This is a genomic window from Thioclava sp. F36-6 (assembly GCF_002020305.1).
Lineage (GTDB): Bacteria > Pseudomonadota > Alphaproteobacteria > Rhodobacterales > Rhodobacteraceae > Thioclava > Thioclava sediminum.
In genome coordinates this window covers 1,406,784-1,432,744 of record NZ_MPZX01000001.1, presented here as the reverse complement: position 1 = coordinate 1,432,744, position 25,961 = coordinate 1,406,784, and the positions used below count along the sequence as shown (strand labels likewise).

21 protein-coding genes are annotated in these 25,961 nt (G+C 66.3%); 10 read left to right on the top strand and 11 right to left on the bottom strand.

Going from position 1 to position 25,961, the window contains the following annotated elements; translation table 11 throughout:
* Positions 1 to 2 precede the first annotated feature (2 nt).
* Positions 3 to 980: a class 1b ribonucleoside-diphosphate reductase subunit beta gene (gene nrdF / locus BMI88_RS06610; RefSeq protein ID WP_078547026.1), complete on the top strand. Its 978-nt coding sequence runs from the start codon at positions 3 to 5 to the stop codon at positions 978 to 980.
* A gap of 19 nt (positions 981 to 999) precedes the next feature.
* Here the strand turns inward: nrdF and BMI88_RS06605 are convergent, their stop codons facing one another.
* From BMI88_RS06605 to BMI88_RS06575, 7 genes are all read right to left on the bottom strand, one after another.
* Entirely contained in the window at positions 1,000 to 1,785 is a 786-nt protein-coding gene (locus tag BMI88_RS06605; protein ID WP_078547023.1) for an amino acid ABC transporter ATP-binding protein, read from the bottom strand.
* On the bottom strand, positions 1,782 to 2,462 hold the full coding sequence (locus BMI88_RS06600) for an amino acid ABC transporter permease (RefSeq protein WP_075774679.1): 681 nt from the start codon (positions 2,460 to 2,462) through the stop codon (positions 1,782 to 1,784). The genes BMI88_RS06605 and BMI88_RS06600 overlap by 4 nt, the downstream gene beginning before the upstream one ends.
* A 73-nt stretch (positions 2,463 to 2,535) precedes the next feature.
* Entirely contained in the window at positions 2,536 to 3,306 is a 771-nt protein-coding gene (locus tag BMI88_RS06595; protein ID WP_078547021.1) for an amino acid ABC transporter substrate-binding protein, read from the bottom strand.
* A 285-nt stretch (positions 3,307 to 3,591) separates the two neighbouring features.
* Positions 3,592 to 4,347 carry an ABC transporter permease gene (locus BMI88_RS06590; RefSeq protein WP_078547019.1) on the bottom strand — a complete coding sequence of 252 codons (756 nt, stop codon included), beginning with the start codon at positions 4,345 to 4,347 and terminating at the stop codon, positions 3,592 to 3,594.
* Positions 4,344 to 5,279, bottom strand: coding sequence for an ABC transporter ATP-binding protein (locus tag BMI88_RS06585; RefSeq protein WP_078547017.1), 936 nt, complete (start codon positions 5,277 to 5,279; stop codon positions 4,344 to 4,346). Before BMI88_RS06585 ends, BMI88_RS06590 begins: the two co-directional genes overlap by 4 nt.
* Positions 5,276 to 6,430 (bottom strand): ABC transporter permease, encoded by a 1,155-nt coding sequence (locus BMI88_RS06580; protein WP_246831828.1) that lies wholly within the window; start codon positions 6,428 to 6,430, stop codon positions 5,276 to 5,278. The genes BMI88_RS06585 and BMI88_RS06580 overlap by 4 nt, the downstream gene beginning before the upstream one ends.
* A gap of 38 nt (positions 6,431 to 6,468) precedes the next feature.
* Positions 6,469 to 7,374, bottom strand: a complete 906-nt coding sequence (locus tag BMI88_RS06575) for an ABC transporter substrate-binding protein (RefSeq protein WP_078547015.1) — start codon at positions 7,372 to 7,374, stop codon at positions 6,469 to 6,471.
* A gap of 221 nt (positions 7,375 to 7,595) precedes the next feature.
* Here BMI88_RS06575 and BMI88_RS06570 point away from each other — a divergent pair, with 221 nt between their 5' ends.
* The 3 genes from BMI88_RS06570 (at position 7,596) to BMI88_RS06560 (ending at position 13,809) form a co-directional block, all read left to right on the top strand.
* Positions 7,596 to 9,008 (top strand): efflux RND transporter periplasmic adaptor subunit, encoded by a 1,413-nt coding sequence (locus tag BMI88_RS06570; protein WP_168173953.1) that lies wholly within the window; start codon positions 7,596 to 7,598, stop codon positions 9,006 to 9,008.
* The gene (locus tag BMI88_RS06565) at positions 9,005 to 12,148 is read left to right on the top strand and encodes an efflux RND transporter permease subunit (RefSeq protein WP_078547011.1); all 3,144 of its coding nucleotides are present in this window, start codon (positions 9,005 to 9,007) and stop codon (positions 12,146 to 12,148) included. Before BMI88_RS06570 ends, BMI88_RS06565 begins: the two co-directional genes overlap by 4 nt.
* A 212-nt stretch (positions 12,149 to 12,360) precedes the next feature.
* Entirely contained in the window at positions 12,361 to 13,809 is a 1,449-nt protein-coding gene (locus BMI88_RS06560) for an aldehyde dehydrogenase (RefSeq protein WP_078547009.1), read from the top strand.
* Positions 13,810 to 13,902: 93 nt separating this feature from the next.
* Here BMI88_RS06560 and BMI88_RS06555 read toward each other — a convergent pair whose 3' ends face one another.
* Both BMI88_RS06555 and BMI88_RS06550 read right to left on the bottom strand, forming a co-directional pair.
* Complete coding sequence (locus BMI88_RS06555) at positions 13,903 to 14,586, bottom strand: SDR family oxidoreductase (protein WP_078547007.1); 684 nt, start codon at positions 14,584 to 14,586, stop codon at positions 13,903 to 13,905.
* A 66-nt stretch (positions 14,587 to 14,652) separates the two neighbouring features.
* A complete protein-coding gene (locus BMI88_RS06550; protein ID WP_078547005.1) occupies positions 14,653 to 15,336 on the bottom strand; it encodes a type 1 glutamine amidotransferase domain-containing protein in 684 nt (227 codons plus the stop codon).
* Positions 15,337 to 15,479: 143 nt separating this feature from the next.
* Here BMI88_RS06550 and BMI88_RS06545 point away from each other — a divergent pair, with 143 nt between their 5' ends.
* Positions 15,480 to 16,388 carry a LysR family transcriptional regulator gene (locus BMI88_RS06545; RefSeq protein WP_078547003.1) on the top strand — a complete coding sequence of 303 codons (909 nt, stop codon included), beginning with the start codon at positions 15,480 to 15,482 and terminating at the stop codon, positions 16,386 to 16,388.
* A gap of 21 nt (positions 16,389 to 16,409) precedes the next feature.
* Here the strand turns inward: BMI88_RS06545 and kynU are convergent, their stop codons facing one another.
* On the bottom strand, positions 16,410 to 17,600 hold the full coding sequence (gene kynU, locus BMI88_RS06540; RefSeq protein WP_078547001.1) for a kynureninase: 1,191 nt from the start codon (positions 17,598 to 17,600) through the stop codon (positions 16,410 to 16,412).
* A 174-nt stretch (positions 17,601 to 17,774) separates the two neighbouring features.
* Here kynU and BMI88_RS06535 point away from each other — a divergent pair, with 174 nt between their 5' ends.
* The 4 genes from BMI88_RS06535 (at position 17,775) to BMI88_RS06520 (ending at position 23,544) form a co-directional block, all read left to right on the top strand.
* A complete protein-coding gene (locus BMI88_RS06535) occupies positions 17,775 to 18,587 on the top strand; it encodes an alpha/beta hydrolase (protein WP_078546999.1) in 813 nt (270 codons plus the stop codon).
* A gap of 150 nt (positions 18,588 to 18,737) precedes the next feature.
* Positions 18,738 to 19,883, top strand: coding sequence for an alpha/beta fold hydrolase (locus BMI88_RS06530; protein WP_210402000.1), 1,146 nt, complete (start codon positions 18,738 to 18,740; stop codon positions 19,881 to 19,883).
* On the top strand, positions 19,864 to 22,272 hold the full coding sequence (locus BMI88_RS06525) for a plasma-membrane proton-efflux P-type ATPase (RefSeq protein WP_078546996.1): 2,409 nt from the start codon (positions 19,864 to 19,866) through the stop codon (positions 22,270 to 22,272). The genes BMI88_RS06530 and BMI88_RS06525 overlap by 20 nt, the downstream gene beginning before the upstream one ends.
* 27 nt (positions 22,273 to 22,299) lie before the next feature.
* Positions 22,300 to 23,544, top strand: a complete 1,245-nt coding sequence (locus tag BMI88_RS06520) for an MFS transporter (RefSeq protein ID WP_078546994.1) — start codon at positions 22,300 to 22,302, stop codon at positions 23,542 to 23,544.
* 52 nt (positions 23,545 to 23,596) lie between these two features.
* Here the strand turns inward: BMI88_RS06520 and BMI88_RS06515 are convergent, their stop codons facing one another.
* The gene (locus BMI88_RS06515) at positions 23,597 to 25,330 is read right to left on the bottom strand and encodes an AMP-binding protein (protein ID WP_078546992.1); all 1,734 of its coding nucleotides are present in this window, start codon (positions 25,328 to 25,330) and stop codon (positions 23,597 to 23,599) included.
* 241 nt (positions 25,331 to 25,571) lie between these two features.
* Here BMI88_RS06515 and BMI88_RS06510 point away from each other — a divergent pair, with 241 nt between their 5' ends.
* Positions 25,572 to 25,877 (top strand): hypothetical protein, encoded by a 306-nt coding sequence (locus tag BMI88_RS06510; RefSeq protein ID WP_078546990.1) that lies wholly within the window; start codon positions 25,572 to 25,574, stop codon positions 25,875 to 25,877.
* Positions 25,878 to 25,961 lie beyond the last annotated feature (84 nt).

Sequence of the window (25,961 nt, the reverse complement as noted above, 5' to 3'; positions counted from 1 at the left end):
CCATGAAAGATCTGCACACGCCCCGCCCCGTTCCGCGCGCCGTCAACTGGAACCGCCTTCAGGACGACAAGGACCTCGAAGTCTGGAACCGGCTCACGTCGAATTTCTGGCTGCCCGAGAAGGTGCCGCTGTCGAATGACATTCAAAGCTGGTCACAGCTGACCGAGGACGAACAGACTCTGACGATCCGGGTCTTCACCGGGCTGACGCTGCTGGACACGATCCAGAACACGGTCGGCGCGCCCGCGCTGATGGCGGATGCGGCCACGCCCCATGAGGAAGCCGTGCTGTCCAACATCGCCTTCATGGAGGCTGTGCACGCGCGCAGTTATTCGTCTGTCTTCTCGACTTTGTGCAACACCGCAGAGGTCGACGAGGCCTTCCGCTGGTCGCAAGAAAACCCGCATCTGCAGGCCAAGTCGCGGCTGATCCTTGACGAATATGACGCGACCGGGAGCCCGCTCAAACGCAAGGTCGCGAGCGTCTTTCTGGAAAGCTTCCTGTTCTATTCGGGCTTCTACCTGCCGATGCACTGGTCGAGCCGCGCACGCCTGACCAACACCGCCGACCTGATCCGCCTGATCATCCGCGACGAGGCGATCCACGGCTATTACATCGGCTACAAGTTCCAGCGCGCGCTGGAGCATGTGACCGAGGCCGAGCGCGCCGAGATCAAGGATTTCGCCTTCTCGCTGATGTTCGACCTCTATGACATCGAGGGCCGCTACACCGAGCAACTCTATGACGGTCTGGGCCTGACCGAAGACGTGAAGCACTTCCTGCACTACAACGCCAACAAGGCGCTGCAGAACCTCGGCTACGAGGCGCTGTTCCCTGACGAGGCCACCCGTGTGAACCCCGCGATCCTCTCCGCCCTCTCGCCCGGATCGGACGAGAACCACGACTTCTTCTCGGGCTCGGGATCGAGCTACGTGATCGGCAAGGCGGTCGCGACCGAGGACGAGGACTGGGAGTTCTGAACCCGCCGCCGCCCGCGCCTCAGACGGGGCGCGGGTCGGTATCAGACGGCGCTGTCTCGCCGCCCGATTTCAGCGTGGCGATGAACCGCTTGGTGCGCTCGCGCTCGGGCGCATCGAAGACCTGCCGCGCCGGGCCGGTCTCGACCACACCGCCGCTTTCCAGCACCACCACGGTCTCGGCGATTTGCGAGGCCAGCCGCAGGTCGTGCGTCGCCATCACCATCGTTGTGCCCTCGCGGGCAAGCTGCGCCAGAACGTCCACGACTTCGGCGGCCAGTTCCGGATCGAGCGCCGAGGTCGGCTCGTCGCAGAGCAGCACCTTGGGCGACGGCGCCAGCGCGCGCGCAATCGCGATCCGCTGCTGCTGACCGCCCGAAAGCGTCGCGGGCCAAGCATCGGCCTTATGCGCCATGCCGACCTTTTCGAGCAGCGACATCGCCCGCTCGCGTGCCTTCGCGGCAGGCCAGTTCTGCACGGTCACAAGGCTTTCCATTACGTTCTCGATCGCGGTGCGATGCGGGAAGAGCTGGAAATTCTGGAACACCATGCCGGTCTGCTGGCGGATGCTCTGGATCTGGGCGCGCGAAAGCTTGCCGCCTTCGCTCAGCGTCACCGAGGCGTCGCCGATGGCGAGCGTGCCGCTCGTGGGCACCTCCAGCAGGTTGATCGTGCGCAAGAGCGTGCTCTTGCCGCCGCCCGAGGGGCCGATCAACGCGGTCACGGAGCCCTCTGGCAGAGACAGCGAAATCCCCGACAGGACCTCGTTCTCGCCGAACCGCTTGGTGATGTTGGACAGCTCGATCATGTGCGTTCCTCCAGAAAGCCGCCATATTGGCCGAGGCGCCGTTCGAGCCGCCCCTGCAGCGCCGACAGGACCGAGCAGAGCGCGAGATAGATCAGCGCCGCCTCGACATAGAGGACGAGAGGTTCATAGGTGGTCGCGACGATCCGCTGCGCCGCTTGAAACAGTTCAGGCACGGTGATCGCGGCGGCGAGCGACGTATCCTTCACCAGCGAGATGAAGCTGTTCGACAGCGGCGGCACCGCGACGCGCGAGGCCTGCGGCACGATGGTGCGGGTCATCGTCTGCCGCCAGTTCATGCCGATGGAATAGGATGCCTCCCACTGCCCCTTGGACACCGAAGACAGCGCCGCGCGCAGGATCTCGGACGTGTAGGCGCCGACATTCAGCGTGAAGCCGATCAGCCCCGCCACGAAAGCGTCGAGCGTGATCCCGAGGCTCGGCAGCCCGTAGAAGATCAGGAACAGCTGCACCAGAAGCGGCGTGCCCCGGATCACCCAGACATAGAACCGCACGATCCACACCAGCGGGCGCGGACCGAAGAGCCGGATCACCGCGCAGAGCAGCCCGAGCGCAAGGCCCAGCGTGAAGGTGATAAGCGTCAGCGGGATCGTGAAGGTCACCGTCGCCTGCAAAAGCGGCACGAGCGACGACCACATCAGGGGCAACCAGTCAGCCATAGCGGATCCTTTCTGCAAGCCTCACGCGCGCCTCCGGGCCGAACCCCGAGGCGCGCGCGGCTCTACATGCGCCTTACTTCGAGACGTCCTCGCCGAAATATTCCTGCGAGATCTTCTGATACGTGCCGTCAGCCTTCATCTCGTCGAGCGCCTTGTTGATCGCAGCGAGCAGCTCGGGCTGCTCCTTGGCGATGATCACGCCGGAATAGTTCGCATCCGGCTGCGTCGCGGCCAGTTTCACCGGGGCATCCGGCTTGTGCTTCTTGAAATCGAGGAAGGACAGGCTGTCATTCACCGTCGCGTCCGCGCGGTTCTGCAAGACGAGCGCGATCGACTGGTCGAACCCGTTCGTTCCGATCAGTTCGGCGCCGTGATCGGAAGCGATCTTGCCGAAATTGCTCGACAGGGTCTGCGCGGCGGTCTTGCCTTTCAGATCGTCGAAGCTGCTGATGTCGGTCTCGCCTTCGCGCACGATCAGCGCCGCTTTCGACGCGATATAAGGCTGGGAGAAATCGTATTTCTTCTTGCGCGCATCGGTGATGCCCACCTCGTTGATCACCGCGTCGTAGCGGTCGGCGTCGAGCCCTGCGATCAGACCGTCCCAGCGGCCTTCGAGGAACTTCACCTTCACGCCCAGCTTCTCGCCGATGGCGCGGGCGATGGCGACGTCGAAGCCGGTCAGCTCGCCGGACTCGTCGTGGTAGGTGAAGGGCGGATAGGTGCCTTCGGTGCCGACGCGGAAGACGCCGTCTTTCTGGATGTCGGCGAGGCTCGCGGCCTGGGCTGCGGGCGCCACGATCCCGGCAAGGGCTGCGATGGCGATGAGGGTGCGAATGGGTTTCATGCGAGATACCTCCGATAGGTCGAAGACGCCGCGCTGTGGCGGGTCGGAATAACAGGCGCCTTACCTAGTAATGCGGCAAGGCGAAGTCGATGCGGCAGGCAAACATATGATAAAATTAGTCTTTTATTCCCTCTCGCGAGGCGGGAGCGGAACGAATTCCAGCACCGTGTCGCGCGGTGGAAAGCCTGTTCCACGGCGTGCGGGCGCGGCGAAACACTGTCATCCGACATAGGGTTGCGCGCCTCCCCGATCTTGCGAAAAGGCGCGCTCTGCACCGGCATCGCGCTACGCTTCCGCCCCGGCGGGTTGCCTGCCCAATCGCCGCGTCAGCGCGGTCTCCAACAGGCTCAGCGCGTCGTAGACGAGCACCGCGAACAGCCCCACGATCACGCCGCCTTGCAACACGAAGGCGGTGTTGCTGGTCAGAAGCCCCGCGATGATCACTTCGCCCAAGGTCCGCGCGGCCACGGTGGAGCCGACGGTCGCGGTGCCGATGGCGATCACGACCGACAGCCGGATGCCCGTCAGGATCACCGGCAAGGCCAGCGGCAACTCCACCCGGATCAGCCGTTGCCCGCGGGTCAGGCCGATGCCGCGGGCGGCCTCCATCGTGGCGGGCGGCACGGTCGAAAGGCCCGCGATGGCCGTCTCGAAGATCGGCAGCAACCCGTAGAGGAACAGCGCCACCAGCGTCGGCCCGGCCCCGAAACCGAGCGCGGGCACCGCCAGCGCCAGCACCGCCACGGGCGGGAAGGTCTGCCCGATATTGGTGATCGTGCGCGACAGCGGCAGGAAGGCCGCGCCCGCAGGTCGCGTCACGAGGATGGCAAGGCCCACCGCGACGAGCGTCGCCAGCCCGGAGGCCAGCGCCACGAGCCCCAGATGGCTCAGCGAGAGCGACAGGATCGAGGCGCGCTCGTAGATCACCGGGCCGCCCGCCGGGGCGAAGGGCGCAAAGACCGGCGCGAACCAATGCGGGCGCAGAACCAGCGCCAGAAGCAGCCCCACGCAGGCGGCTCGGATCATGCCGCTACGGCTCATGCCAACTCCGCCGCGCGGGCACGGATCGTTGCCAGCGTGACCCGGCCAAGCGGGGTATCGCCATCGGCCACCGGCAGCGCCTCGCAGCCGCGCCAGAGGCACAGGGACAGCGCATCGCGCAGGCTGGTCTCGGGCGTAATAGGTTCGCCCTCGGCGGCGCCCTCTTCCAGCACGTCGGAAACCGGGATCAGCGACAACAGCCGCAGCGGGCGGTCCACGCCGCCCACCATCTGCGCCACGAAATCGGTGGCGGGCGCGGCGATGATCTCGGCGGGCGTGCCATGTTGCAGCAGCTTGCCGCCATCCATCACCGCTACCCGGTCGCCCAGATGGATCGCCTCTTCCATGTCATGCGTCACGAGCACGATGGTCGAACCGAGCTGCCGCTGGATATGCCGCAGATCGGCTTGCGCCCGGGCCCGGATGATCGGGTCGAGCGCGCCGAAGGGCTCGTCCATCAGCAGCAGATCGGGCCGCGAGGCGAGAGCGCGCGCCACGCCCACGCGCTGTTGCTGGCCGCCCGACAGCTCCGCCGGGTAGCGGTCGCGAAACTGCGCGGGCTCCATCGAGAACAGGTCCAGCAACTCGTCGACCCGGGCGCGCGTCTTGTCCTTGGACCAGCCGAGCAGCTTGGGCACCGCGCCGATATTGCCCGCGATCGTGTAATGCGGGAACAGCCCGTCGCCCTGAATGACATAGCCGATCCGGCGGCGCAGCTCGTGCTTGGCCAGCGCGGCGGTGGATTCGCCATTGATCCGCACCTCGCCCGAGCTGGGTTCGATCAGCCGGTTGATCATCCGCAGTAGCGTGGTCTTGCCCGAGCCGGACGTACCCACGATCACCGTGATCGTGCCGGTCTCAACCGTCATCGAGACGTGGTCGACCGCTGCGGTGTCCTCATAGAGCTTCGTGATCTCGTCGATTTCGATCATTCTTCACGCTCCGTTCGAGGGGTCGTCAGTTCGACGAGGATGTCCATCGCGATGGCCGAGATCAGCGCCAGCGCGACAGTGGGCAATGCGCCCAACAAGATCAGGTCACCCGCCGTCTGGTTCAGACCCTGAAAGACGAATGTGCCATAGCCGCCGCCGCCGATCAGCCCGGCGATCACCGCCAGCCCGATATTCTGCACCAGCACGATGCGCAGCCCCGCCAGCACGACCGGCAGGCCCAGCGGCAGCTCCACCCGGGTCAGGCGCTGACGCCATGTCATCCCCATCCCCCGCGCGGCCTCGAGCGTGGCGGCGGGCGCGGTGCGCAGCCCGGCCAGCACATTGGCGACCACCGGCAGCAGCGAATAGAGGGTCAGCGCGAGGAAGGCCGGCGCGAAGCCGATCCCGGCGATGCCGATCGCGCGGGCGCCGGGGATGACGCCGCTCAGCCAGCTCAGCACCGGGATCATGATCCCGAACATCGCGAGCGAGGGGATCGTTTGAAGGAAGCTCAGCACCGGCAGCAAAGCGCGGCGCAGCCCGGCGTTGCGGTGGGACATCACGCCGAGCGGCAGGCCGATCACCGCCGCCGCCAGAAGCGAGCCGAAGGCAAGGCCCAGATGGCGCAGGCTGGCGCTGTAGAACGCATCCTTGCGACTCGCGAATTCCTGCGCGATGGACAGATCGCTCAGCGCGCCCGACCACAGCAGGGCCGCCACCAGCGCGAGCACCAGAACCAACAGCCCCGCCCGCGCTGCAGGCCCCGGCGACAGCGCGCTCAGCGCATCGGCCATCATCAGCGCGAAGACCACCAGCAGGAACCAGAAGCCCGCCGCCGGAGAGACGCGGGCATACTCTCCCGCCTCTGCAAGCAGGGAAGACGCGCCGAGAACCAGTAGCCAGACCAGCCCCGCAAGGCCAAGCGCAGCCCCCGCGATGCGCAGATACGGCCGCGCGGCGGGCAGCCCCAAGGCAAGCCCCAGCAGCATCAGCGCGATCCCCGGCCCCGTGATCTGCGGCGCGGCTAAGGTCCAGAGCGCCTTGCCCTCACCGGCGACGATCCGGTTCGCCGCCAAGGTCATGAAGGGCGCGAAGATCGCGGCCAGACCCAGCACCGCGAACAGCACGCCGGGCGGCGACAGCCCCGCCATCGCGGAGCCTGTGCCCGCCCGTTTGCGCGCCGCCGCAGTCAGTTCAGCACTCCGATCTGCGTCAGGTAGTCCTTCGCGACCGCCTCGGCGGGCTCACCGCCGACCTGAATACGACCGTTGAGCTTTTGCAGCGTCTGCATGTCGAGCTTGTCGAAGATCGGGTTCAGCACCTCGGGGATCTTCGGGTATTCCTTCAGCACCGCGTCGCGCACGATCGGGGTGGGCTCGTAGACCGGCTGCACGCCCTTGTCGTCTTCCATCACGACGAGCCCCGCCGCGCCGACACCGCCATCGGTGCCATAGGCCATCGCCGCGTTCACGCCCGAGGTGCCGCGCGCCGCTGCCTGAATGGTCGCCGCCGTGTCACCGCCCGACAGAACCACGGTCTGATCGGGGCTCAGCTTGAACCCGTAGGCCTTCTGCATCGCGGGCAGCACGGCGGGGGACGAGACGAACTCGGTCGAGGCCGCGAGCTTCACGTCGCCGCCATTCGACACCCATTTGCCGAAATCGGACATGGTAGTGAGGTCGTTCTCCTTGGCCAGATCGCCGGTCACGGCAATCGCCCAGGTGTTGTTGGCCGGCGCGGAGTCGAGCCAGGTGATATCGTTCTGCTTGTCGAGTTCGGCGGCGCGGTCATGGGCCTTTGTCGCATCCTTCCAGATGTCGCTATCGGCCTCGTTGAAGAAATAGGCCGCATTGCCGGTATATTCGGGATAGATGTCGATCTGGCCCGCGAGGATCGCCTTGCGCACGACCTGCGTGCCGCCCAGCTGCAGCCGCCGTTCCACCGGCATTCCGGCATTTTCCAGCGATAGCGCGATGATATTGCCCAAGAGACCGCCTTCGGTGTCGATCTTGGAGGAGACGGTAATATCGGCCTGCGCGGCGGAGGCGAGCGCGCCCCCGAAGACCGCAGCGGCCACGATGAGAGAATATTTCATGGCTGGTCTGGCTCCCTGACTGATGTCTGTGCGTGTCTCGAGACGTGATCCTGCCTGAGGTAGGGCCCGCGCCGCGCCCGCCAAGCCTCCCCCGACCCACCAGCCGCATGCGACGCCCCGGCCCGGCCACGCGGCCTTTCAGGGGGTGCGTCACATTTGCGCTAGCCCGACGCGCCAAGGTTTGCATAAGTAGTCAAAAGACATGCGCGAAGAGGGACGTCATGGTTGGAATTGGAACGGGCCTCGCACGGCTCGCGATGGTGGCGGTGCCGAGCGCACTTGGTGTGGCGGCGATTGTTTTTGCGGGCGATCTGAAATCTCTACCCAGCCCGAGCGAGGCGAACCGACCGGCGACGCTGGTGCGGGTGATCACGCTCGCCCCGATCGAGATGATCCCGCGCGTCACCGGCTATGGCACGGTCGCGCCGGTGCGCGAATGGCGCGCCGTTGCCCGGATCGAGGGGGAAATCCGCGACATCTCCAAGCCGCTCGCGCCGGGCGATATCGTGGCCAAGGACACGCCGCTTTTCACCATCGACGACAGCGATCTGAAACTGCAGCGCGCCAGTCTCGAGGCGCAGGTCGCGGCCTCCAAGGTCAAGGATGAGACGGTGCGCACGAGCCTCGAGCTGGCGCGCTCCGACCTTGCGCTGGCCCAGGACGAGCTCGACCGCCAGAAGACGCTGCACGATCTGGGCCGGATCACCCAGCCCCAGCTCGACGCGGCGCGCCGCCAGCAGCTGACCGCGCAGACCAAGGTGACCGATCTCGAAAGCCAGCTGAAGCTGAACGAGGCCGAACGCGAGGTGCTCGATACGCAGGCGGCGACGATCGACCGGTCCATTGAGCTCTCGACGATCTCGGCGCCGTTTGAGCTGCGGGTCAATTCGCTGGACGCGGATCTGGGGCAATATGTCAATCGCGGTCAGGTTCTGCTGAGTGGCGAAGGCGTCGCGGCCGTCGACATCTCGGCGCAATTCCCGATCGGGCGAATGGGGCCCCTGCTCCGGCTCGCGGGCGACGGCACCAAAGTGACCGATCTAAAGGCGCGCGTCACCCTGCCCGAGCCCGAGCATCCCATTGTCTGGAAGGCCAAGGTCGAGCGGATGGGCGAGGCGATCGACGAGACCACGCAAAGCGCGCCCGTCGTGGTGCGCGTCGACGATCCGCTGGGTCAGGCACAGGCGGGCGAGCGCCCGCCCCTGCGGCGCAACATGGTGGTGGCGGTGGAACTCGCCGCACCGAAGCAGAGCCTGCTCGTCGTGCCCGCCGAGGCGGTCGCGGGCGGCACCGCGATGGTGGTGTCCGAGGATGGTACGCTGGAGAAGCGCGCGGTGAAGACCAGCTTCGTCTCGGGCGATCTGGCTGTGATCGCGCAGGGCCTCAAGGCGGGCGACAAGCTGGTCGTCACCGACCCTTCGATCGCCGTGCCGGGCATGACGGTAAAGGCGACCGAGGATGAGGCGCGCAAGGCCGAGATCGCCGCCGAGGCGCTCGGCCAGACGGCCACCAGCCCGCAACCGGGCAGCGGTGGCGGCGGCGGAGGTGGCGGCGGCGGCAAGGGCGCCGCGCCCGAAGGCGACGCCGCACCGAGCGGAGACAGCGCCGCCAAGCCCGCGGGAGATGCGCAATGATCGCGCTTTTTGCTGGTCATCGCACGGCGGCCAATATCGCGATGATCGCGATTGCGGGGCTCGGGCTGATGGCGCTGCCGAGCCTGCAGCGCGACACTTTCCCGGCGACCCCGCCCTCGGATGTCTCGGTCCGCATCACCTATCCCGGCGCCGCGCCTTCGGAGGTCGAGACCGGCATCTGCACCGTGACCGATCCGGTCCTGACGCGGGTCGAGAACCTTGCGAAACTGACATGCCTCGCGCGCGACAACAGCGCCCAGATCACCGCCGAGATGATCGAGGGCGCGGACATGACGCGCTTCTACAACGACATCAAGGATGCGGTGGACGGGATCAATTCCTTCCCCGACAAGGCCGACGATCCGGTGGTGCAGATCGTCGAGCGCACCGCCTCGGTCTCGTCGGTGGCGGTGACCGGGCCGGACGATCCGGCGGTGCTCTACGCCTATGCCCAGAGCTTCGCCGATCAGCTGCGCGCCGATCCCGCGATCTCGCTGGTCTCGGTGAACGGCTTCTCCGACCGCGAGATCGCGATCGAGTTCGACCGCGCCGCGCTGGAGCGCTTTGGGCTCGACATGGGCTCCGTCGGTGCGACGCTGGCGCGCTACAGCCTCGACATGCCCGCAGGCTCGCTCGAGGGGCGCTCGGGCGAGGTGGCGATCCGCTTCCTCGGCGAGAGGCGCACGCCCGCCGAGCTTGCGCAGATCCCGATTGCGGGCAGTGCGGCGGGCGGCGAGGTACGGCTGGGCGATGTCGCGACGATCCGCGAAGGCTTCGCCGATCCGTCGCAGGCCACCTATTTCGACGGCAAGCGCGCCGCCATCGTCTCGGTCCAGAAGACCGCCTCGCAGGATGCGCTGCGGGTGCGCGCCGCACTCGATCGCGAGATGGCACAGGCGCAGGCCGAGGCGCCGGGCAATATCCAGCTCGCGATCTCGGCGGATTCCACGCGCAACATCGTCGAGCGCCTGCGCATCATCGGGGTCAACGGGCTGCAGGGCCTGATCCTCGTGCTCGTCGCGATGTGGCTGTTCTTCGGGCTGCGCATGTCCTTCTGGGTCGCGATGGGTCTGCCGATCAGCTTCCTCGGCGCGATCTTCGCGATGCAGATGCTGGGCTACACGATCAACATGATGACGATGGTGGCGCTGCTGGTCGCCACGGGTCTGTTGATGGACGATGCGATCGTGATCTCGGAAAACATCGTGCGCAGGCGACAAACGGGAGAGCCCGCCCGTGTCGCCGCCGTCAAAGGCACGATGCAGGTCTTTCCCGGCGTTCTGGCGTCTTTCCTGACCACGGCGATGGTAATCGGGCCGCTCAGTTTCCTGACCGGCAATATCGGCGCGCTGCTGAAATACATCCCGATCGTGCTGCTGATCACGCTGACGGTCAGCCTGATCGAGGCCTTCCTGATCCTGCCCGCCCATATGCGCCACTCGCTGAAACACGACATGCGCCCCGGCCCCGTGCAACGCGCGGTCAACGGCGTCTTCGAGCGGCTGCGCGACCGTGTCATCGTCCCGCTTGCCGGGGTCGCTCTTCGCTGGCGCTATCTGACGCTTGGGCTTGCGATCTTGCTCGTGTCGCTCTCGGTCGCGCCCTTCACCGGGGGCTTCCTGAAATACCAGAGCTTCCCGACGCTGGAGAGCGACACGGTCGAGGCGCGGCTTCTGCTGCCCGCGGGCGCGCCGCTCTCGCTGACCGAGGCGCGGGTGAGCAAGGTCGTCAAGGCGCTCAAGGAGATGGATGCCGAGCTGAGCCCCGCTCAGCCGGACGGCCAGCCCCTCGTCCGAAGCTACACGATCACCTATGGCAGCAATGCCGACAGCCCGACCACGGGGCCGAACATGGCCACTGTGAGCGCCTCGCTGCTGCCCGCAGGGACGCGCACCACCGATGTCGGCACGGTGCTCGACCGCTGGAAGCAGCTGGTCGGCAAGATGCCCGACATGGCCGCCTTCCGGATCACCGACAAGGAGCGCGGTGCGGGAGGCAAGCCGATCGATCTGCTCGTCACCGGCCCGGATCTTGGCGAACTGGCAACCACCGCGCGCGAGCTGCGCCGCTTCTTCCGCGGCTTCGACGGGGTGCGCGATGTGACCTTCGATCTGCAGCCGGGCAAGCCCGAGCTGGTGGTGCGGATGAAACCGGCGGTGGCGAACCTGCTGGGCGTGACGCCTGCTGCGCTGGCGGGTGAGCTACGCGCGGCCTTCCGTGGCGACAGCGCCGTCAGCTTCGCCGATGCGCGCGGTCAGGTCGATATCGTGGCCCGGCTCGCGCCCTCCGAGCGGCGCGCTATCGGCGATGTTCTGGCACTGCGGGTGCCCGGCAAGAACGGCGCGCTGGTGCCGCTCTCGGCGGTGGCCACGGTCAGCGAGACCCGCGGCTACACCACGATCACCCATGTGAACGGGCAGCGCGCGGTCTCGGTGCAGGGCACGATCGACCCGACGCGGGCCAATTCGCGCGAGCTGATGGCGGCGATGCGGGCCGATTACCTGCCCGAACTGGCGCAGAAGCGTCCCGACGTGAAGGTGCAGGTTCTGGGCGAGGAACAGGACACCGCGACCACCGGCGCGTCGCTCGTGCGTTTCATGACGGCGGGGGCGGTCGGGGTCTACCTGCTGCTGGCCTTCTACATGGGCAGCTTCATCCGCCCCGTCGCGGTGATCGCGACGATCCCGCTCAGCCTGATCGGCGTGATGTGGGGGCATGTGCTGCTTGGGCTGCCGCTCTCGCTGCCGAGCCTCGTGGGGCTCGCGACGCTGGCAGGCGTGGTGGTGAACGACGCGATCCTGCTCGACGCGTTCATCGGCGAGCGACGTGCGACCGGCACCCCGATGCTCGAGGCCGGAAAGGAGGCCGTGCGCGACCGCTTCCGCGCGATCTTCCTGACCTCGCTGACGACGGTGGTCGGGCTCGGCCCGCTTTTGCTGGAGACCTCGACGCAGGCGCAATTCCTGCGCCCGATCGTGGCGAGCCTCGCCTTCGGTCTGAGCGCGGCGACGGTGCTGTCGCTCTTCGTGACCCCGGCTATCCTCGCCGTGCTCGAGGATTTCGGCATCCGTACCGCCGATCCCGAGCCCGAGGAGACCGACCCCTCGGTCGAGCACCCCGCCGACGCCCTGCGCGTCTGACCGAGGTCTTCGCCCGATCTGGTTCGGAGAGCGTCGGCCTGACGCTCTCCGACTAAAGGCTATCCCGCCGCTGCGGCTTTGTGACGTCACACCCCCTTGCAATCCGCGCCTTGGTGCCCGGACTATCGCTGTGATTGCCAGGGAAGACGCGACACCCGACGGGCGCGCGCGGTACTCCGCAAATGCGACGGAAATTGAGGAGGAGACTACCCATGAAAGAGATCGGAATGCTGCTGGACGGGGCCTCCGCCCCTGCCGCCTCGGGCGCAAGTTTCGACCGGATCGATCCGGTGACCGGCGAGGTCGCCACCCGCGCCGCCGCGGCGGGACGTGACGATGTCGAGGCGGTCGTGGCTTCTGCCGCGCGCGCCTTTCCCGGCTGGTCCGCGACCGGGCCGAACGGGCGGCGCAAGATCCTGTCGAAAGCCGCCGATGTAATGGAGGCTAGAGCCGACGACTTCATTCAGGCGATGATCACCGAGACCGGCGCGACCGGGCCCTGGGCCGGATTCAACGTCCATCTCGCGGCCGGCATGATCCGCGAGGCTGCGGCGATGACCACCCAGATCGGCGGCGAGATCATCCCCTCCGACAAGCCCGGCACGATGGCGATGGGCGTTGCGCGCGCCAAGGGCGTCTGCCTCGGCATCGCGCCGTGGAACGCGCCCGTCATCCTCGGCACGCGCGCGGTCGCGATGGCGCTTGCCTGCGGCAATACCGTGGTGCTGAAAGCGTCCGAGATGTGCCCCGCGACGCATCGCCTGATCGGGGAATGTTTCGCTGAAGCCGGACTGCCCGAGGGCGCGCTCAATGTGGTGACCAACGCCCCAGAGGACGCGGCCGATGTCGTCGAGGCGCTGATCGCGCATCCCGCGGTCAAGCATGTGAATTTCACCGGCTCCTCCGCCGTCGGCCGGATCATCGGGCGGCTTGCGGGCGAGCATCTGAAGCCCTCGCTGCTGGAGCTGGGTGGCAAGGCGCCGCTGATCGTGCTCGACGATGCCGATCTCGACGGGGCGGTGAATGCCGCGATTTTCGGCGCCTTCATGAACCAGGGCCAGATCTGCATGTCGACCGAGCGAATCATCGTCGACGAGAAAGTGGCCGACACCTTCGTCGAAAAGCTCGCCGCACGCGCCAGTGCCCTGCCCGCGGGCGATCCGCGTGGCGAGGTGGCGCTGGGGGCGCTTGTCTCCGAAGCGGCGGCCGAGAAGATGGACGCCCTGATTGCCGATGCCACCGGGAAAGGCGCGAAACTGGTCGCCGGCGGTTCGCGCGAGGGGACGATCGTTGCGGCGACGCTGCTCGACGGGGTGTCGGAAGGCATGCGCATCTATGCCGAGGAGAGCTTCGGCCCGGTGAAATCGATCATCCGCGTGAAGGGCGACGAAGAGGCGCTGAAAGTGGCCAATGACACCGAATACGGGCTGTCGAGCGCGATCTTTAGCGCCGATGTCTCGCGCGCGATGGCCCTGGCGAACCGGCTCGAGACCGGGATCTGCCATATCAACGGCCCGACGGTGGGCGACGAGCCGCAGATGCCCTTCGGCGGGGTCAAGGCCTCGGGCTACGGGCGGTTCGGCGGGCGCGCGGCCATTGCCGAATTTACCGATCTACGCTGGATCACCGTCGAGGACCCGAAACAGCATTACCCGATCTGAGTCGGGCTCTCAGAGGGTCGAAATAGCAAGGAGCCGACCCCGATGGGCCGGCTCCTTTCAATGTCGGATCACCGCAGAGGCGGCCCGCTCGGATCAATCCGTTTTCGGTTTGGGGTAGACCGGCAAATGCGGGATCAGAACGTGATCGGGCTGGTCGATCGCGAAGAGGAAGGCCCGCGCGACATCGTCGGGGCGCAGCGCGTCGGGCTTTGCCTCGTCGAAGAACGGCGTGTCGACCATGCCCGGATGCAGGCAGGTGACGCGACCGCCCGCCTCGCCAAGCTCCTCACCGAGATTGTCGGCATAGCCGCGGATGAACCATTTGGTCGCCGAATAGACCGAGCCGAACATCGCGCCCTGCGACGCCTTCGAGCCGGTCAGCACCATATGCCCCTTGGAGGCGCGCAGATGCGGCAGGGTGAATTTCGCGGTGTAGGTCACGGCGAGGCAGTTCACCTCGATCATCTTCTGGAAGCTCTCGACCGATCCGGCCTCGGTCCCGCGCGCCGAAGCGCCGACGCCCGCATTGGCCAGTACCACGTCGAGACGACCGTAATGCTCGACCGCACGCGCGACCATGCGTTCCTGAGCGTCGGGGTCGGTGACGTCGGTGGGCAGCGCAAGGGCGTTGTCTGCGCCCAGATCTTTGACGAGCGCTTCGAGTTTCTCCTCGGACCGTGCGGCCAGCGCCACCTTGTGACCCGCTTCGACCGCATGGCGCGCGCAGCTCTCGCCGATCCCGGTGGAGGCGCCGGTGATGAGAATGATTTTCGACATGCCAGCCTCTCTGAATTGATGTGGAACGAAAAAGGCGCCACCCGGACTGGGCGGCGCCTCTCGATATCAGCCCAGCAGGGCCAGCACTTCTTTCGCAGCCGCCTCGGACGACGCCGGGTTCTGGCCGGTCACCAGACGCCCGTCGGCCACCGCATGGGGCTGCCAGTCGTCGACGCTCTCGAATTTCGCGCCCAGCTCGCGCAGGCGGGTTTCCAGAAGGAACGGCACCGCGTCGGCAAGACCCACGCCGCGTTCCTCGCTATCGGTGAAGGCCGAAACCTTGCGGCCTTTCACGATGGAGTCGCCGTTCTTGTCCTTCACCTTGTCGAAGGCTGCGGGGCCGTGGCAGACCGAGGCGACGATCTTGCCGCCATCCCAGGCGGTGCTGATCGCTTTCGCGGAGATATCGCTCTCGGCGAGATCATACATCGCACCGTGGCCGCCGGGGATGTAGAGCGCATCATAGGAAGTGATATCCTCGTCCTCGATCCGCGCGGGGTTTTCCAGAACCGCTTTGGCGTCGGCGTCATCCCGGAAGCGGGTGACCGAAGCCGGCGCGTCGTCGCCGGTCACGTCGGAATTCGGGTCGATCGGGATCGAACGACCGCCGATGGTGGCCACTTTCACCTCGTGGCCTGCATCGAGAAAGGCGTAATACGGGGTCGCCAGTTCCTCGTACCAGACGCCGGTCGGTTTGCCGGTGTCGCCAAGGGCATCAGCTGCGGTCGAAAGAATAAGAATACGTGCCATGGGTTTGGCCTCCTTCGTTGTGCGTTTCAGGGCATTTCCGGTCCTGTTCGTCTCGGGCCGTCAACGCGTCCCAACAGAGATAGGTTGCGTTCACTGATCGAGAAATTGATGCAGTCAACGTCAGAAATCGATATTCTGGAGACATGACACCCGACGTATCGCTTTTGCGCGTGTTCCATGCGGTCATGGAAGAACGCAATGTCACCGCCGCCGCCCAACGGCTCGGCCAATCCCAGAGCACCGTGAGCGCGGCGCTGTCACGTCTGCGTGCGGCGCTGGGTGACGAGCTGTTTCTGCGCGCCCGCTACGGCGTGGAGCCGACCGAGAAGGCGCTCGAGATCGCGCCCGACATCGCCGCCGGGCTGGAGCGGCTGGAACAGGCCTTCCGCGCCGCAGAGCCCTTCGATCCCGCGCGCACCACGCGCCGCTTCCGGCTGTTGCTGGGACCCTATGCCGAGATCGTTCTCGCGCCGGAACTTGCGGCGGCCTTTGCCGACAGGGCCCCGTCGGCCCGTCTCGAAATCTCGCCGATCGGGCCCGATCTGGACCCCCGCGCGCTTGCCGGGCGGGCCTTCGATCTGGCGGTCGGGCGGTTTGACGCCCCGCCCGAGGATCTCGTGGTCTCGGACCTGTTCGAGGACGGGTTCCGCTGCATCGTCGCGCCACAGGCGTTACCCGAGGGCGCGTCGCTCGACCGGAACCTCTATGAGACGTTGCCGCATGTGGTCGTCGCCCCGCCCGGCAAGTGGCGCACCGGGGTTCATAAGCGCACCGAGGCGACGGGGCTGCACCGGAATACGGCCGTCGTGGTCACGCATTTCCTGACCGCCGCGCCCGCAGTCGCGCGTCTGGGCGGCATCGCCACGGTGCCCGCGCGGGTGGCCGCGATGACCGCCGGACCTTATGGCTTGCGCGATGTTCCCGTGCCGATAGACCTCGGCACCTTCCCCAGCCAGATTGCCTGGCACCCGCATCTGCGCCGAGATCAGGGCCATGTCTGGCTGCGCGAGCTGATCCGCGAATTGGTCGCCGAGTTCACGACGCCGGGCTGACGGCTGCGCAAAGGCGTACCTCTAGGTGACCCGTCCGCGTTCCTTGAACGCAGGGGTATCCCAGGCCCGCTCGGCTATCACATCGCCGAGGATTTCGGCGGCGCGGGTCACGTCGGCCTCATCGAGATAAAGCGGCGTGAAGCCGAAACGCATCGCATCGGGCGCGCGGAAATCTCCGATCACCCCGCGCGCGATCAGGGCCTGAACCACTGCGTAGCTCTCTGCGAAACCGAACGAGACCTGACTGCCCCGTGCCTCCGCGTCGCGCGGGCTGAACAGCTTGAGGTCTGGGCAGCGCGCCTCGACCTCGCGGATGAAGAGTTCCGACAGCTCTACGGAGCGTGCCCGCACCTCCTCCATCGTCAGCCCGTCCCAGACTTTGAGCGCCTCTTCGAGCGCGGTCATCTGCAGGACCGGCGGCGTGCCGACGCGCATCCGCTCGACCGCGCGGCCGGGGCGATAGTCGAGATCGAAGGCGAAGGGCGCCTCATGGCCGAGCCAGCCGCTAAGCGCGGGGCGCACTGTCTCGGCAATATCGGGGCGGACATAGATGAAAGCCGGGGCGCCGGGGCCGCCATTGAGATATTTATAGGTGCAACCGACCGCGAATTCGGCTCCGTTCGCCGTCATGTCGACCGGCACCGCGCCCGCGCTATGGGCGAGATCCCAGATCATGACCGCCCCGACCGCGTGGGCTTTGCGGGTGATCGCCTCGAAATCGTGCATCCGTCCCGTGCGGTAATCGACCTGCGTCAGCATCACCACCGCCACCTCTTCGGTGATCGCGTCCGCCACATCTTCCGGGGCCGGCGTGCGCAGCTCGTGCCCGCGAGCCAGCGAGCGGATCAGCCCGTCCGCCATGTAGAGATCGGTCGGAAAATTGCCGTTGTCCGACAGGATCACCTTGCGATCGGGGCGCATCTCGAGGGCCGAGGCCAGCGCTTGATAGACCTTGATCGAGAGCGTATCGCCCAGCACGACCGAGCCCTCCGGCGCGCCGATCAGCCGACCGATCCTATTGCCGACGCGGGCGGGCTGATCCATCCAATGCGCCTCGTTCCAGCCCCGGATGAGCATCTGCCCCCATTCGTCGCGCGCGCAGCTCTCCAGCCGCTCCGCCACGCCGCGCGGCAACGGCCCGAGCGAGTTCCCGTCGAGATAGATCACCCCCTCGGGCAGATCGAAAAGATGCTTTCTCGGCAGGTTCGGCATGGTCGTATTCCTCTTGTTCTCAAGGCTCGAAAGCGAGTCTCGAAACCCGGCAATCGGCTGATGGATCACGAAAGTTTCGGCTCCGGCGCACGCTACCCGCGCAACCATGCCCTCGCAATATCCCGCGCTATATGCTCTGTCTCCGGACAGGACGCAAAACGAGCGGGAGGGAACATGGAAGACCTGAGCGGGATCGACTGGGAAGACGCTTTCGAGAACGGCGGCTATATCGAGAATGGCAGCAGCTATCCCGATCTCTGGGCCGAGCGCGCCGCAGAATTCCGGTCGCGCCATTCCAATCGGATGAGCGAAACTGCCTATGGCGAAGCGCCCCGCGAAAAGATCGACATCTTCCGCCCCGAAAGCGCGTCCAAGGGGCTCGTGGTCTTCGTCCATGGCGGCTACTGGCTGAAATTCAGCAAGGACATGTGGTCCCATCTGGCAGAGGGCGCGCTGTCGCAGGGCTGGACCGTCGCCCTGCCCGGCTACACGCTCGCCCCCGAGAACAGCATTCCCGGCATCGCGCAGCAGATCGCGCGGGCCATCGATCACGCAGCGGGGCTGGTGGAGGGGCCAATCCATCTCGTCGGCCATTCCGCAGGCGGGCATTTGGTGACGCGCTCGGTGTCCGAGGGCAGCGCGCTGTCCGACGAAACCGCAGCGCGCATCCGGCGGGTGATCTCGGTGAGCGGCGTGCATGATCTGCGCCCGCTGCAGATGCATTCGATGAACGCGCGGCTGGGGATCACGCCCGAGATTGCCGCGAGCGAGAGCCCCGCCCTTCTGAAACTGCGCCCCGGCGTGAAAGTCACCGTCTGGGTCGGCGCGGCGGAGCGTCCGGAATTCCTGCGTCAGTCGTCCTTGCTGGCCGAGCACTGGCCCTCGGCAGATCTGGTCGCGGCCTACGGGCGGCACCATTTCGACGTGATCGAGGAGCTGTCCGACCCGTCCAGCGCGCTGGTCACGGCGCTTCTGAGCACGGATTAAGAAAGCGTCACCCGCCGCCAAAACCGCCTCACCGATCCACACATCAGCTTCACGTTCGCGCGCTCGGGCTTTGCTGCGCTTGCATTCTAACCGGCCTTAGGGTCTCAAAAGAGTGCATCTGTGCACCAAAGCGTCTTGCGAGTGTCGAACATGAGCGATGCCAAGAACACCTACGAACACAGCGTTCCCTTCTTCTGGCCGATGGCTGCGGCGATGGAATGGCAGAAGATCGGGCTCGACGCGGTCGAGAAAGGGCTGACCTATCTCGACGAGGCGGCGAAGATCACGCACCCGCCCGATCCGAAATGGGCCACCAAGAACGACGTTCTGCTCGATCTCGACACGATGCGGCTACGCGATTTCGGCGGCACGGGCGGCGGCATTCCGGTGATCGTCGATGCGCCCTATGCCGGGCATTCCTCGACCATCGCGGATTACGCAAAGGGCCAGAGCCTGATCGAGACGCTTCTGGATGCAGGGCTGGGGCGAGTACTCTGCACCGACTGGAAAAGCGCGACGCCCGAGATGCGCGATTTCGACATCGACAAATACCTCGCCGAGATCAATGTCGCAGTCGATGAGCTCGGCGGGCGGGTGATGCTGGTGGGGCTGTGTCAGGGCGGCTGGATGTCGGCGATGTATGCCGCGCGCTTCCCCGAGAAAGTCGCAGGCCTCGTGCTGGCGGGCTCGCCCATCGACACCGATGCCGGGCACGGCCCGATCCGCAAGCTCGCCCATGAGATGCCCCTTTCGGCCTATCAGGAGATGGTCGAGGCCGGTGAGGGCCGGATGCCGGGGCGGTTCATGCTCACCGGCTGGAAGAACATGCATGCCGATCAGCAGTATTTCGGCAAGTTCGTCGATCTCTACGAGCATATCGACGACCGCAATTTCATGAAACGCACCGAGCGGTTCGAGAGCTGGTACGAGAACCCGATCGACCTGCCGGGGCGCTATTACCTGCAGGCGATTGACCTGCTGTTCAAACAGAACCTGTTTGCCAAGGGCGAGTTCGTGGGCCTCGGGCGCAAGCTCGATCTGGGCGCGATCACCTGCCCGGCCTTCCTGCTTGCGGGCAAGGCGGATGACATCACCACGCGCGAACAGGTCTTCGCGGCCGAGACGCTGCTCGGCACGCCGCGCAAGAATATCGTGAGCCGCCTCGTCGAGGGCGGTCATATCGGCCTCTTCATGGGCAGCCACACTCTCTCGAATGTCTGGCCGGAAATCGGTCAGTGGCTCGGCAAGCTCGGGGCCAAAGCTGGAGACACGAACAATGGATCAGACCGTCGCTGAACCGATGACGCAGGATGTGCCGGAAACGGACCGCAAGACAGGTCTGAGCGCGGCAGAGGCGGCACAGAGGCTCGAGCGATACGGTCCCAATGCGCTCCAAAGCGACGAGAAAACCCTTCTGCAGCGGATCGCGGGCTATTTCTGGGGGCCGATCCCGTGGCTGATCGAACTGGCGGCGCTGTTGTCGCTCGTGCTGCGCGACTGGTCCGACTTCGCGGTGATCTTCGTGATGCTGCTGCTCAACGCCGCCGTGGGTTTCAAGGAAGAGAGCAAGGCGAGTTCGGCCATCGCGGCGCTCAAGGCGCAGCTGGCCCCGAGCGCCCGCGTGAAACGGGACGGGCAATGGCAGGAGATCGCCGCGCGCGATCTCGTGCCGGGCGATATCGTGCGGCTGTCGATCGGCCAGATCGTCCCGGCTGATCTGACGCTCTTCGAGGGCAAATATCTCTCCATCGACGAGGCGGCGCTGACGGGCGAGTCGCTGCCCGTCGACAAGGCCGTCGGTGACAGCGCCTATTCCGGCTCGGTCGTGAAGCTGGGCGAGATGACGGGCGAGGTCACCGCGACCGGGATGGAGACCTATTTCGGCCACACGGCCTCGCTCGTGCAGAGCACGAATGGCAAATCGCATTTCCAGAAAGCCGTGATGCAGATCGGGAATTTCCTGATTGCGGCGGCGCTGGTTCTGGTGGCGATGATCGTGATCGTCTCGTTTCAGCGGCACAACCCGCCGCTCGAGGTGATTCAGTTCGCGCTGATCCTGACGGTGGCCGCGATCCCGGTCGCGCTGCCCACGGTTCTGTCGGTGACGATGGCGGTGGGCGCCGAGCGGCTTGCGCGGATGAAGGCGATCGTCTCGCGGCTGGTCTCGATCGAGGAACTGGCGGGCGTCGATGTGCTGTGCTCGGACAAGACCGGGACGCTGACGCTGAACGAGCTGACCGTCGAGGACCCGCGCCCGGCAGAGGGCATCGCGGTCGACGATCTGCTGCGCGCGTCGGCGCTGGCCTGCGACCGCGACGCGCCCGATGCGATCGACAAGGCGGTGCTGGCGGCGGCGGAGGGCATTGCGCTCGACGCTATCGAGACGCTCAGCTTCACCCCCTTCGATCCGGTCAGCAAACGCAGCGAGGCGGAGGTCCGGCACGAGGCCGATCACTGGCAGGTCGCGAAGGGCGCGCCGCAGGTGATCGTGGAGCTTGCAGCCCTCGCAGATGACGCGCGCAAGGCGGTGGAGGACGAGGTCGAAACCCTCGCGCAGCAAGGCTACCGCGCGCTCGGGGCCGCACAGAAGCGCGCCGGGCAGGATTGGGAATTCCTCGGTCTGCTGCCGATCATCGACCCGCCGCGCCCGGATGCGGCCAGCACCATCGCTGAGGCCCGCAACATGGGGATCGACGTCAAGATTATCACCGGCGACCACGAGGCCATTGCGCGTCAAATCGCGGGCAAGCTCGATCTCGGGCAGAAAATCTACCCGGCGGGCCAGTTGCTCGATGGCGACCCGGCGACGGTGGAGGCCAATGTCCGCGCCGCCGACGGCTTCGCGCGCGTCCTGCCCGAGCACAAGTTCCGCATCGTCGAGGTGTTGCAGGCCGGGCATTCCATCGTCGCGATGACCGGGGACGGGGTGAACGACGCCCCTGCCCTGCGCAAGGCCGATGCCGGGATTGCGGTGAGCGGGGCCACCGATGCCGCGCGCGCCGCCGCCGATCTGGTGCTGACCGACAAGGGGCTGTCGATCATCACTACGGCGATCGAGGAAGCGCGCCGGATCTTCGAGCGGATGACGAGCTACGCGACCTTCCGCGTGGCCGAGACGATCCGTGTGCTCTTGTTCATGACGCTCTCGATCCTGATCTTCGATTTCTACCCCGTCACCGCGATCATGATCGTGCTGCTGGCGGTGCTCAACGATTTCCCGATCATGATGATCGCCTATGACAATGTCTCGGTCTCGCCACGCCCGGTGCGCTGGGACATGCGGCGCGTGCTGACGGTGGCCGCGACGCTGGGCGTGACCGGGGTGATCGAGACCTTCGTACTGTTCTGGTTCGTCGATGCCTATCTCGGCCTGCCGCGCAACGAGATCCAGACGATCATCTTCCTCAAGCTCCTCGTCTCGGGGCATATGACGCTGTTCGTCACGCGCCACCAAAGCTGGTTCTGGCGGCGGCCCTTCCCGGCGCTGCGGCTGTTCGCGACGACCGAGGCCACGCAATTTCTGGGCACGCTGATTGCGGTTTACGGGCTCTTCGTGACGCCGATCGGCTGGGGGCCCGCGCTGCTGGTCTGGCTCTATTGTCTCGTCTGGCTACCGCTTGAGGGGGCGATGGCCTTGCTCATACGCGCGCTTTATGATCGCAGAGCACAGGCGCGCGGGCACTAAGCCCCTCACGGCGCGCGCAGGAGGCACATGACGGACGACGCGCAAGAGGCACAGGACACGCCAGCGGGCAAGTTTGGACGCGGATTGCCGGTGGGCATCTGGGCGCTGGGGTTCGTATCGCTCTTCATGGATATCTCCTCCGAGATGATCCACGCGCTGCTGCCGGTCTATCTGATGACCGGGCTCGGCGCGACGGCGCTGGCGGTGGGCGTGATCGAAGGGATCGCAGAGGCCACCGCCGCGATCACCAAGGTCTTCTCGGGCGCGCTGTCGGACCGCATCGGACGACGCAAGGAGCTGGCCGCGCTCGGCTACGGGCTCGCGGCCGTGACGAAACCGATCTTTCCGCTCGCCCCGACATTCGACTGGCTGGTGGCTGCGCGCTTCATCGACCGGGTGGGCAAAGGCATCCGGGGTGCGCCGCGCGACGCGCTGATCGCCGACCTCGCGCCGGGCAAGATGCGCGGTGCGGCTTTCGGGTTGCGGCAATCGCTCGACACGGTGGGCGCGTTCCTCGGGCCGCTCGCCGCGATCGGGCTGATGTGGCTGTTCTCGGATGATTTCCGCTCGGTCTTCTGGGTCGCGGTGATCCCCGCCTTCCTGTCGCTCGGGCTGATCCTGTTCGTCGTGAAAGAGCCCGCCCATCCCCGCACGCAACGCCGCGTGCGCAACCCGCTCGCCCGTTCGGAACTCAAGCTCCTGGGCCCTATGTTCTGGTGGGTCGTGGTGGTCGCGACGCTCTTCACCCTCGCCCGGTTCAGCGAGGCCTTCCTGATCCTGCGCGCCAATGACGACGGCATCCCGGTGATGCTCGTGCCGCTGGTTCTGGTGGGGATGAACGCGGTCTATGCGCTGATCGCCTATCCGGTGGGCGCGCTGTCCGATCGGGTCGGGCGCGTCGGGCTGCTGCTGGTCGGGCTGGGGCTGTTGATCGCGGCGGACCTGACGCTGGCGCTGGTCGGCGGGATCGGCGGGCTTGCGGTCGGCGTGCTGCTCTGGGGGATGCATATGGGCTTCACCCAGGGGCTGCTCGCCGCGCTGGTAGCCGAAGCGGTCCCGGCAGAGCTGCGCGGCACCGCCTTCGGCATGTTCAACCTCGTGACCGGCGTGGGGCTTCTGATTGCAAGCGTGCTTGCCGGGGCGCTCTGGGAAATCGGCGGCGCGCAATGGACGTTCCTGGCGGGCGCGGGTTTTGCGACGACGGCGGCGCTGAGCCTGTTGCCGCTGCGCGCGCGGTTCAACGGCACGCATAAACCCAAGGACGCGGGCTGACGCAGAGAGCGCCGCGCGGAGACCCCGCGCGACGCTTAAAGCTTGAGACGTCTCAGGCGGTCGCCTCGACCTCCAGTTCCAGCTCCTCGATCATCGCATCGCGCATGACGAATTTCTGCGGCTTGCCCGAGACCGTCAGCGGCAGGCTGTCCTTGAACCGGATCACCGCCGGAACCTTGAAATGCGCGATCTCGTCGCGGCAGAACGCGCGGATAGCGTCTTCGGTCAGCTCGGCGCCGTTGCGCGGCACGATCCACGCGGCGACGATCTCGCCGAACTTGTGATCCGGGATGCCGAAGACCTGCGCCTGACTGATATCGGGATGGGTGTAGAGGAACTCCTCGACCTCGCGCGGATAGACGTTCTCGCCGCCGCGTACGATCATGTCCTTCACCCGGCCCGTGATGTTGCAATAGCCCTCGCTGTCGATCCGGGCGAGATCGCCCGTATGCATCCAGCCGTCGGCATCGAGCGCCTCATCGGTGCGCTCGGGCTCGCCCCAATAGCCGCACATGACCGAGTAGCCGCGCGTCAGCAACTCGCCCTGCTCGCCCACATTGGCAAGCGAGCCATCCTCGCGCACGATCTTCACTTCGAGATGCGGCTGCACCTGACCCACCGAGGACACGCGTTTTTCCAAAGGCGTATCGGTGGCCGACTGGAAGGAGACCGGCGCGGTCTCGGTCATCCCGTAGGCGATGGTTACTTCCGACATGTGCATTTTCGACTGCACCTGCTTCATCACCTCGATCGGACAGGGCGCGCCCGCCATGATGCCGGTGCGCAGCGAGGACAGATCGTGGTTCGCGAAATCGGGATGCTCCAGGATCGCGACGAACATGGTCGGCACGCCGTAAAGCGCGGTGCAGCGCTCGGCGGCGACGCATTCCAGCACGCTCTGGGGATCGAAGCCTTCGCTCGGCACGACGATGGTGGCGCCCTTGGTGACGCAGCCCAGCGTGCCCATCACCATGCCGAAACAGTGGTAGAACGGCACCGGGATGCAGACGCGGTCCGCTTCGGTCGCCAGCATCGCGTGGGTCACGAAATGCGCGTTGTTGACGATGTTGCGATGGGTCAGCGTCGCGCCTTTCGGCGACCCGGTCGTGCCGGAGGTGAACTGGATGTTGATCGGCTCGTTCGGGTCCAGCCGAGCGGTGATCGGATCGAGCGCGCTACGGTCCTGCGCCTTGCCCAGCGCCTCCACATCCGAGAAACGATGGCATCCGGGATGCTGGGTCTCGCCAATCGTGATGATGTCGCGCAGGTCGGGCAGTTTCATGGTTTCCAGCTGGCCGGGCTCACTCTTCGCAAGCTCCGGCAGCAGGCGCTGGATCATCGACAGGTAATCCGAGCTCTTGAAGGTCTCCGCCAGCACCAGCCCCCGGCAACCTGTCTTGCGCAGCGCGAATTCCAGCTCGTGCAGGCGATAGGCCGGGTTGATGTTCACGAGGATCACCCCGATCCGCGCCGTCGCGAATTGCGTCAGCAGCCATTCCGAGCGGTTGGGCGACCAGATGCCAAGCCGGTCGCCATGCCGAAGCCCGAGCGCGAGCAGCCCCGAGGCAAGCCGGTCGACCCGTGCCGCGAACTCGGCCCAGGTCCAGCGGATGCCTTCCGAGGTGAAGATGGCAGCCTCGCGATCGGGCCAACGCGCGGCGGTGCGCTTCAGCACGGCCGGGATCGTATCCTCGATCAACGGGGTATCGGTCGGCCCGGCGACATGGGCCAGACCGCGTTTCGGGGCCACACCGAGTTCCGGGTGCGGGTTCGTCTCGCTATGCATGATTTCCTCCTCTGACACCCCATCGCCGGCACGTCGGGCCAACGATCCTCCATGGGGGCGCTCATATTAAATGAACGATGGTTCATTTAATGCAACCCCAAAGCGTCAAGACAAGGAATTCCTGCCCTGCTCGCGAAACCGTGTTCGAGACGGCGATCGCCGCGGAGCCCAGCAAAACCTGACGACTCGCCGCGTTTCTGCTATAATTGAACGATGTCGAATCTTCTGGGGAGGAGAGAGAATGCGACCGGAACTCACGACGCGCCGCCGCGCTTTGCGTCTTGCGTTCGAGCGTTACATCGAGGCGGACAGAGCGTGGCGAGACGCGCTTGTGGCCTTGAACGACTGGTTTCCGCCGAGCGCGGACCGTCGTCCGGGAATGATCGGAAATCCGGGTTCACCGATACGGCGGCTCTATGACGCGCGCAGCCGGGCGCTGGTGCGCCTCGAGGTCACGCAGGTCAAGCTGGCCACCGCGAAACAACGGCTGGCAGAGCGCCGCGCGCGCGAACTGCCGCCCGTGTTTCTGATCGGGCCGCCCTGCTGACAGCAATGCGCCGCGTCTAGGCGACGTCCCTTCAAAGTCACGGTGGACGCGTGTTTCCTCCGCCGGGGGTGCTTGTCATTTCCC

Bases quoted from the DNA above. Each gene is read 5' to 3' on its own strand.
- BMI88_RS06600 (WP_075774679.1), bottom strand. From the start codon at position 2,462: ATGGCTGACTGGTTGCCCCTGATGTGGTCGTCGCTCGTGCCGCTTTTG.
- BMI88_RS06595 (WP_078547021.1), bottom strand. From the start codon at position 3,306: ATGAAACCCATTCGCACCCTCATCGCCATCGCAGCCCTTGCCGGGATC.
- BMI88_RS06585 (WP_078547017.1), bottom strand. From the start codon at position 5,279: ATGATCGAAATCGACGAGATCACGAAGCTCTATGAGGACACCGCAGCG.
- BMI88_RS06560 (WP_078547009.1), top strand. From the start codon at position 12,361: ATGAAAGAGATCGGAATGCTGCTGGACGGGGCCTCCGCCCCTGCCGCC.
- BMI88_RS06535 (WP_078546999.1), top strand. From the start codon at position 17,775: ATGGAAGACCTGAGCGGGATCGACTGGGAAGACGCTTTCGAGAACGGC.
- BMI88_RS06555 (WP_078547007.1), bottom strand. From the start codon at position 14,586: ATGTCGAAAATCATTCTCATCACCGGCGCCTCCACCGGGATCGGCGAG.
- BMI88_RS06510 (WP_078546990.1), top strand. From the start codon at position 25,572: ATGCGACCGGAACTCACGACGCGCCGCCGCGCTTTGCGTCTTGCGTTC.
- kynU (WP_078547001.1), bottom strand. From the start codon at position 17,600: ATGCCGAACCTGCCGAGAAAGCATCTTTTCGATCTGCCCGAGGGGGTG.
- BMI88_RS06570 (WP_168173953.1), top strand. From the start codon at position 7,596: ATGGTTGGAATTGGAACGGGCCTCGCACGGCTCGCGATGGTGGCGGTG.
- BMI88_RS06515 (WP_078546992.1), bottom strand. From the start codon at position 25,330: ATGCATAGCGAGACGAACCCGCACCCGGAACTCGGTGTGGCCCCGAAA.
- BMI88_RS06550 (WP_078547005.1), bottom strand. From the start codon at position 15,336: ATGGCACGTATTCTTATTCTTTCGACCGCAGCTGATGCCCTTGGCGAC.
- nrdF (WP_078547026.1), top strand. From the start codon at position 3: ATGAAAGATCTGCACACGCCCCGCCCCGTTCCGCGCGCCGTCAACTGG.
- BMI88_RS06575 (WP_078547015.1), bottom strand. From the start codon at position 7,374: ATGAAATATTCTCTCATCGTGGCCGCTGCGGTCTTCGGGGGCGCGCTC.
- BMI88_RS06580 (WP_246831828.1), bottom strand. From the start codon at position 6,430: ATGGCGGGGCTGTCGCCGCCCGGCGTGCTGTTCGCGGTGCTGGGTCTG.
- BMI88_RS06525 (WP_078546996.1), top strand. From the start codon at position 19,864: ATGGATCAGACCGTCGCTGAACCGATGACGCAGGATGTGCCGGAAACG.
- BMI88_RS06605 (WP_078547023.1), bottom strand. From the start codon at position 1,785: ATGATCGAGCTGTCCAACATCACCAAGCGGTTCGGCGAGAACGAGGTC.
- BMI88_RS06590 (WP_078547019.1), bottom strand. From the start codon at position 4,347: ATGAGCCGTAGCGGCATGATCCGAGCCGCCTGCGTGGGGCTGCTTCTG.
- BMI88_RS06565 (WP_078547011.1), top strand. From the start codon at position 9,005: ATGATCGCGCTTTTTGCTGGTCATCGCACGGCGGCCAATATCGCGATG.
- BMI88_RS06530 (WP_210402000.1), top strand. From the start codon at position 18,738: ATGAGCGATGCCAAGAACACCTACGAACACAGCGTTCCCTTCTTCTGG.
- BMI88_RS06520 (WP_078546994.1), top strand. From the start codon at position 22,300: ATGACGGACGACGCGCAAGAGGCACAGGACACGCCAGCGGGCAAGTTT.
- BMI88_RS06545 (WP_078547003.1), top strand. From the start codon at position 15,480: ATGACACCCGACGTATCGCTTTTGCGCGTGTTCCATGCGGTCATGGAA.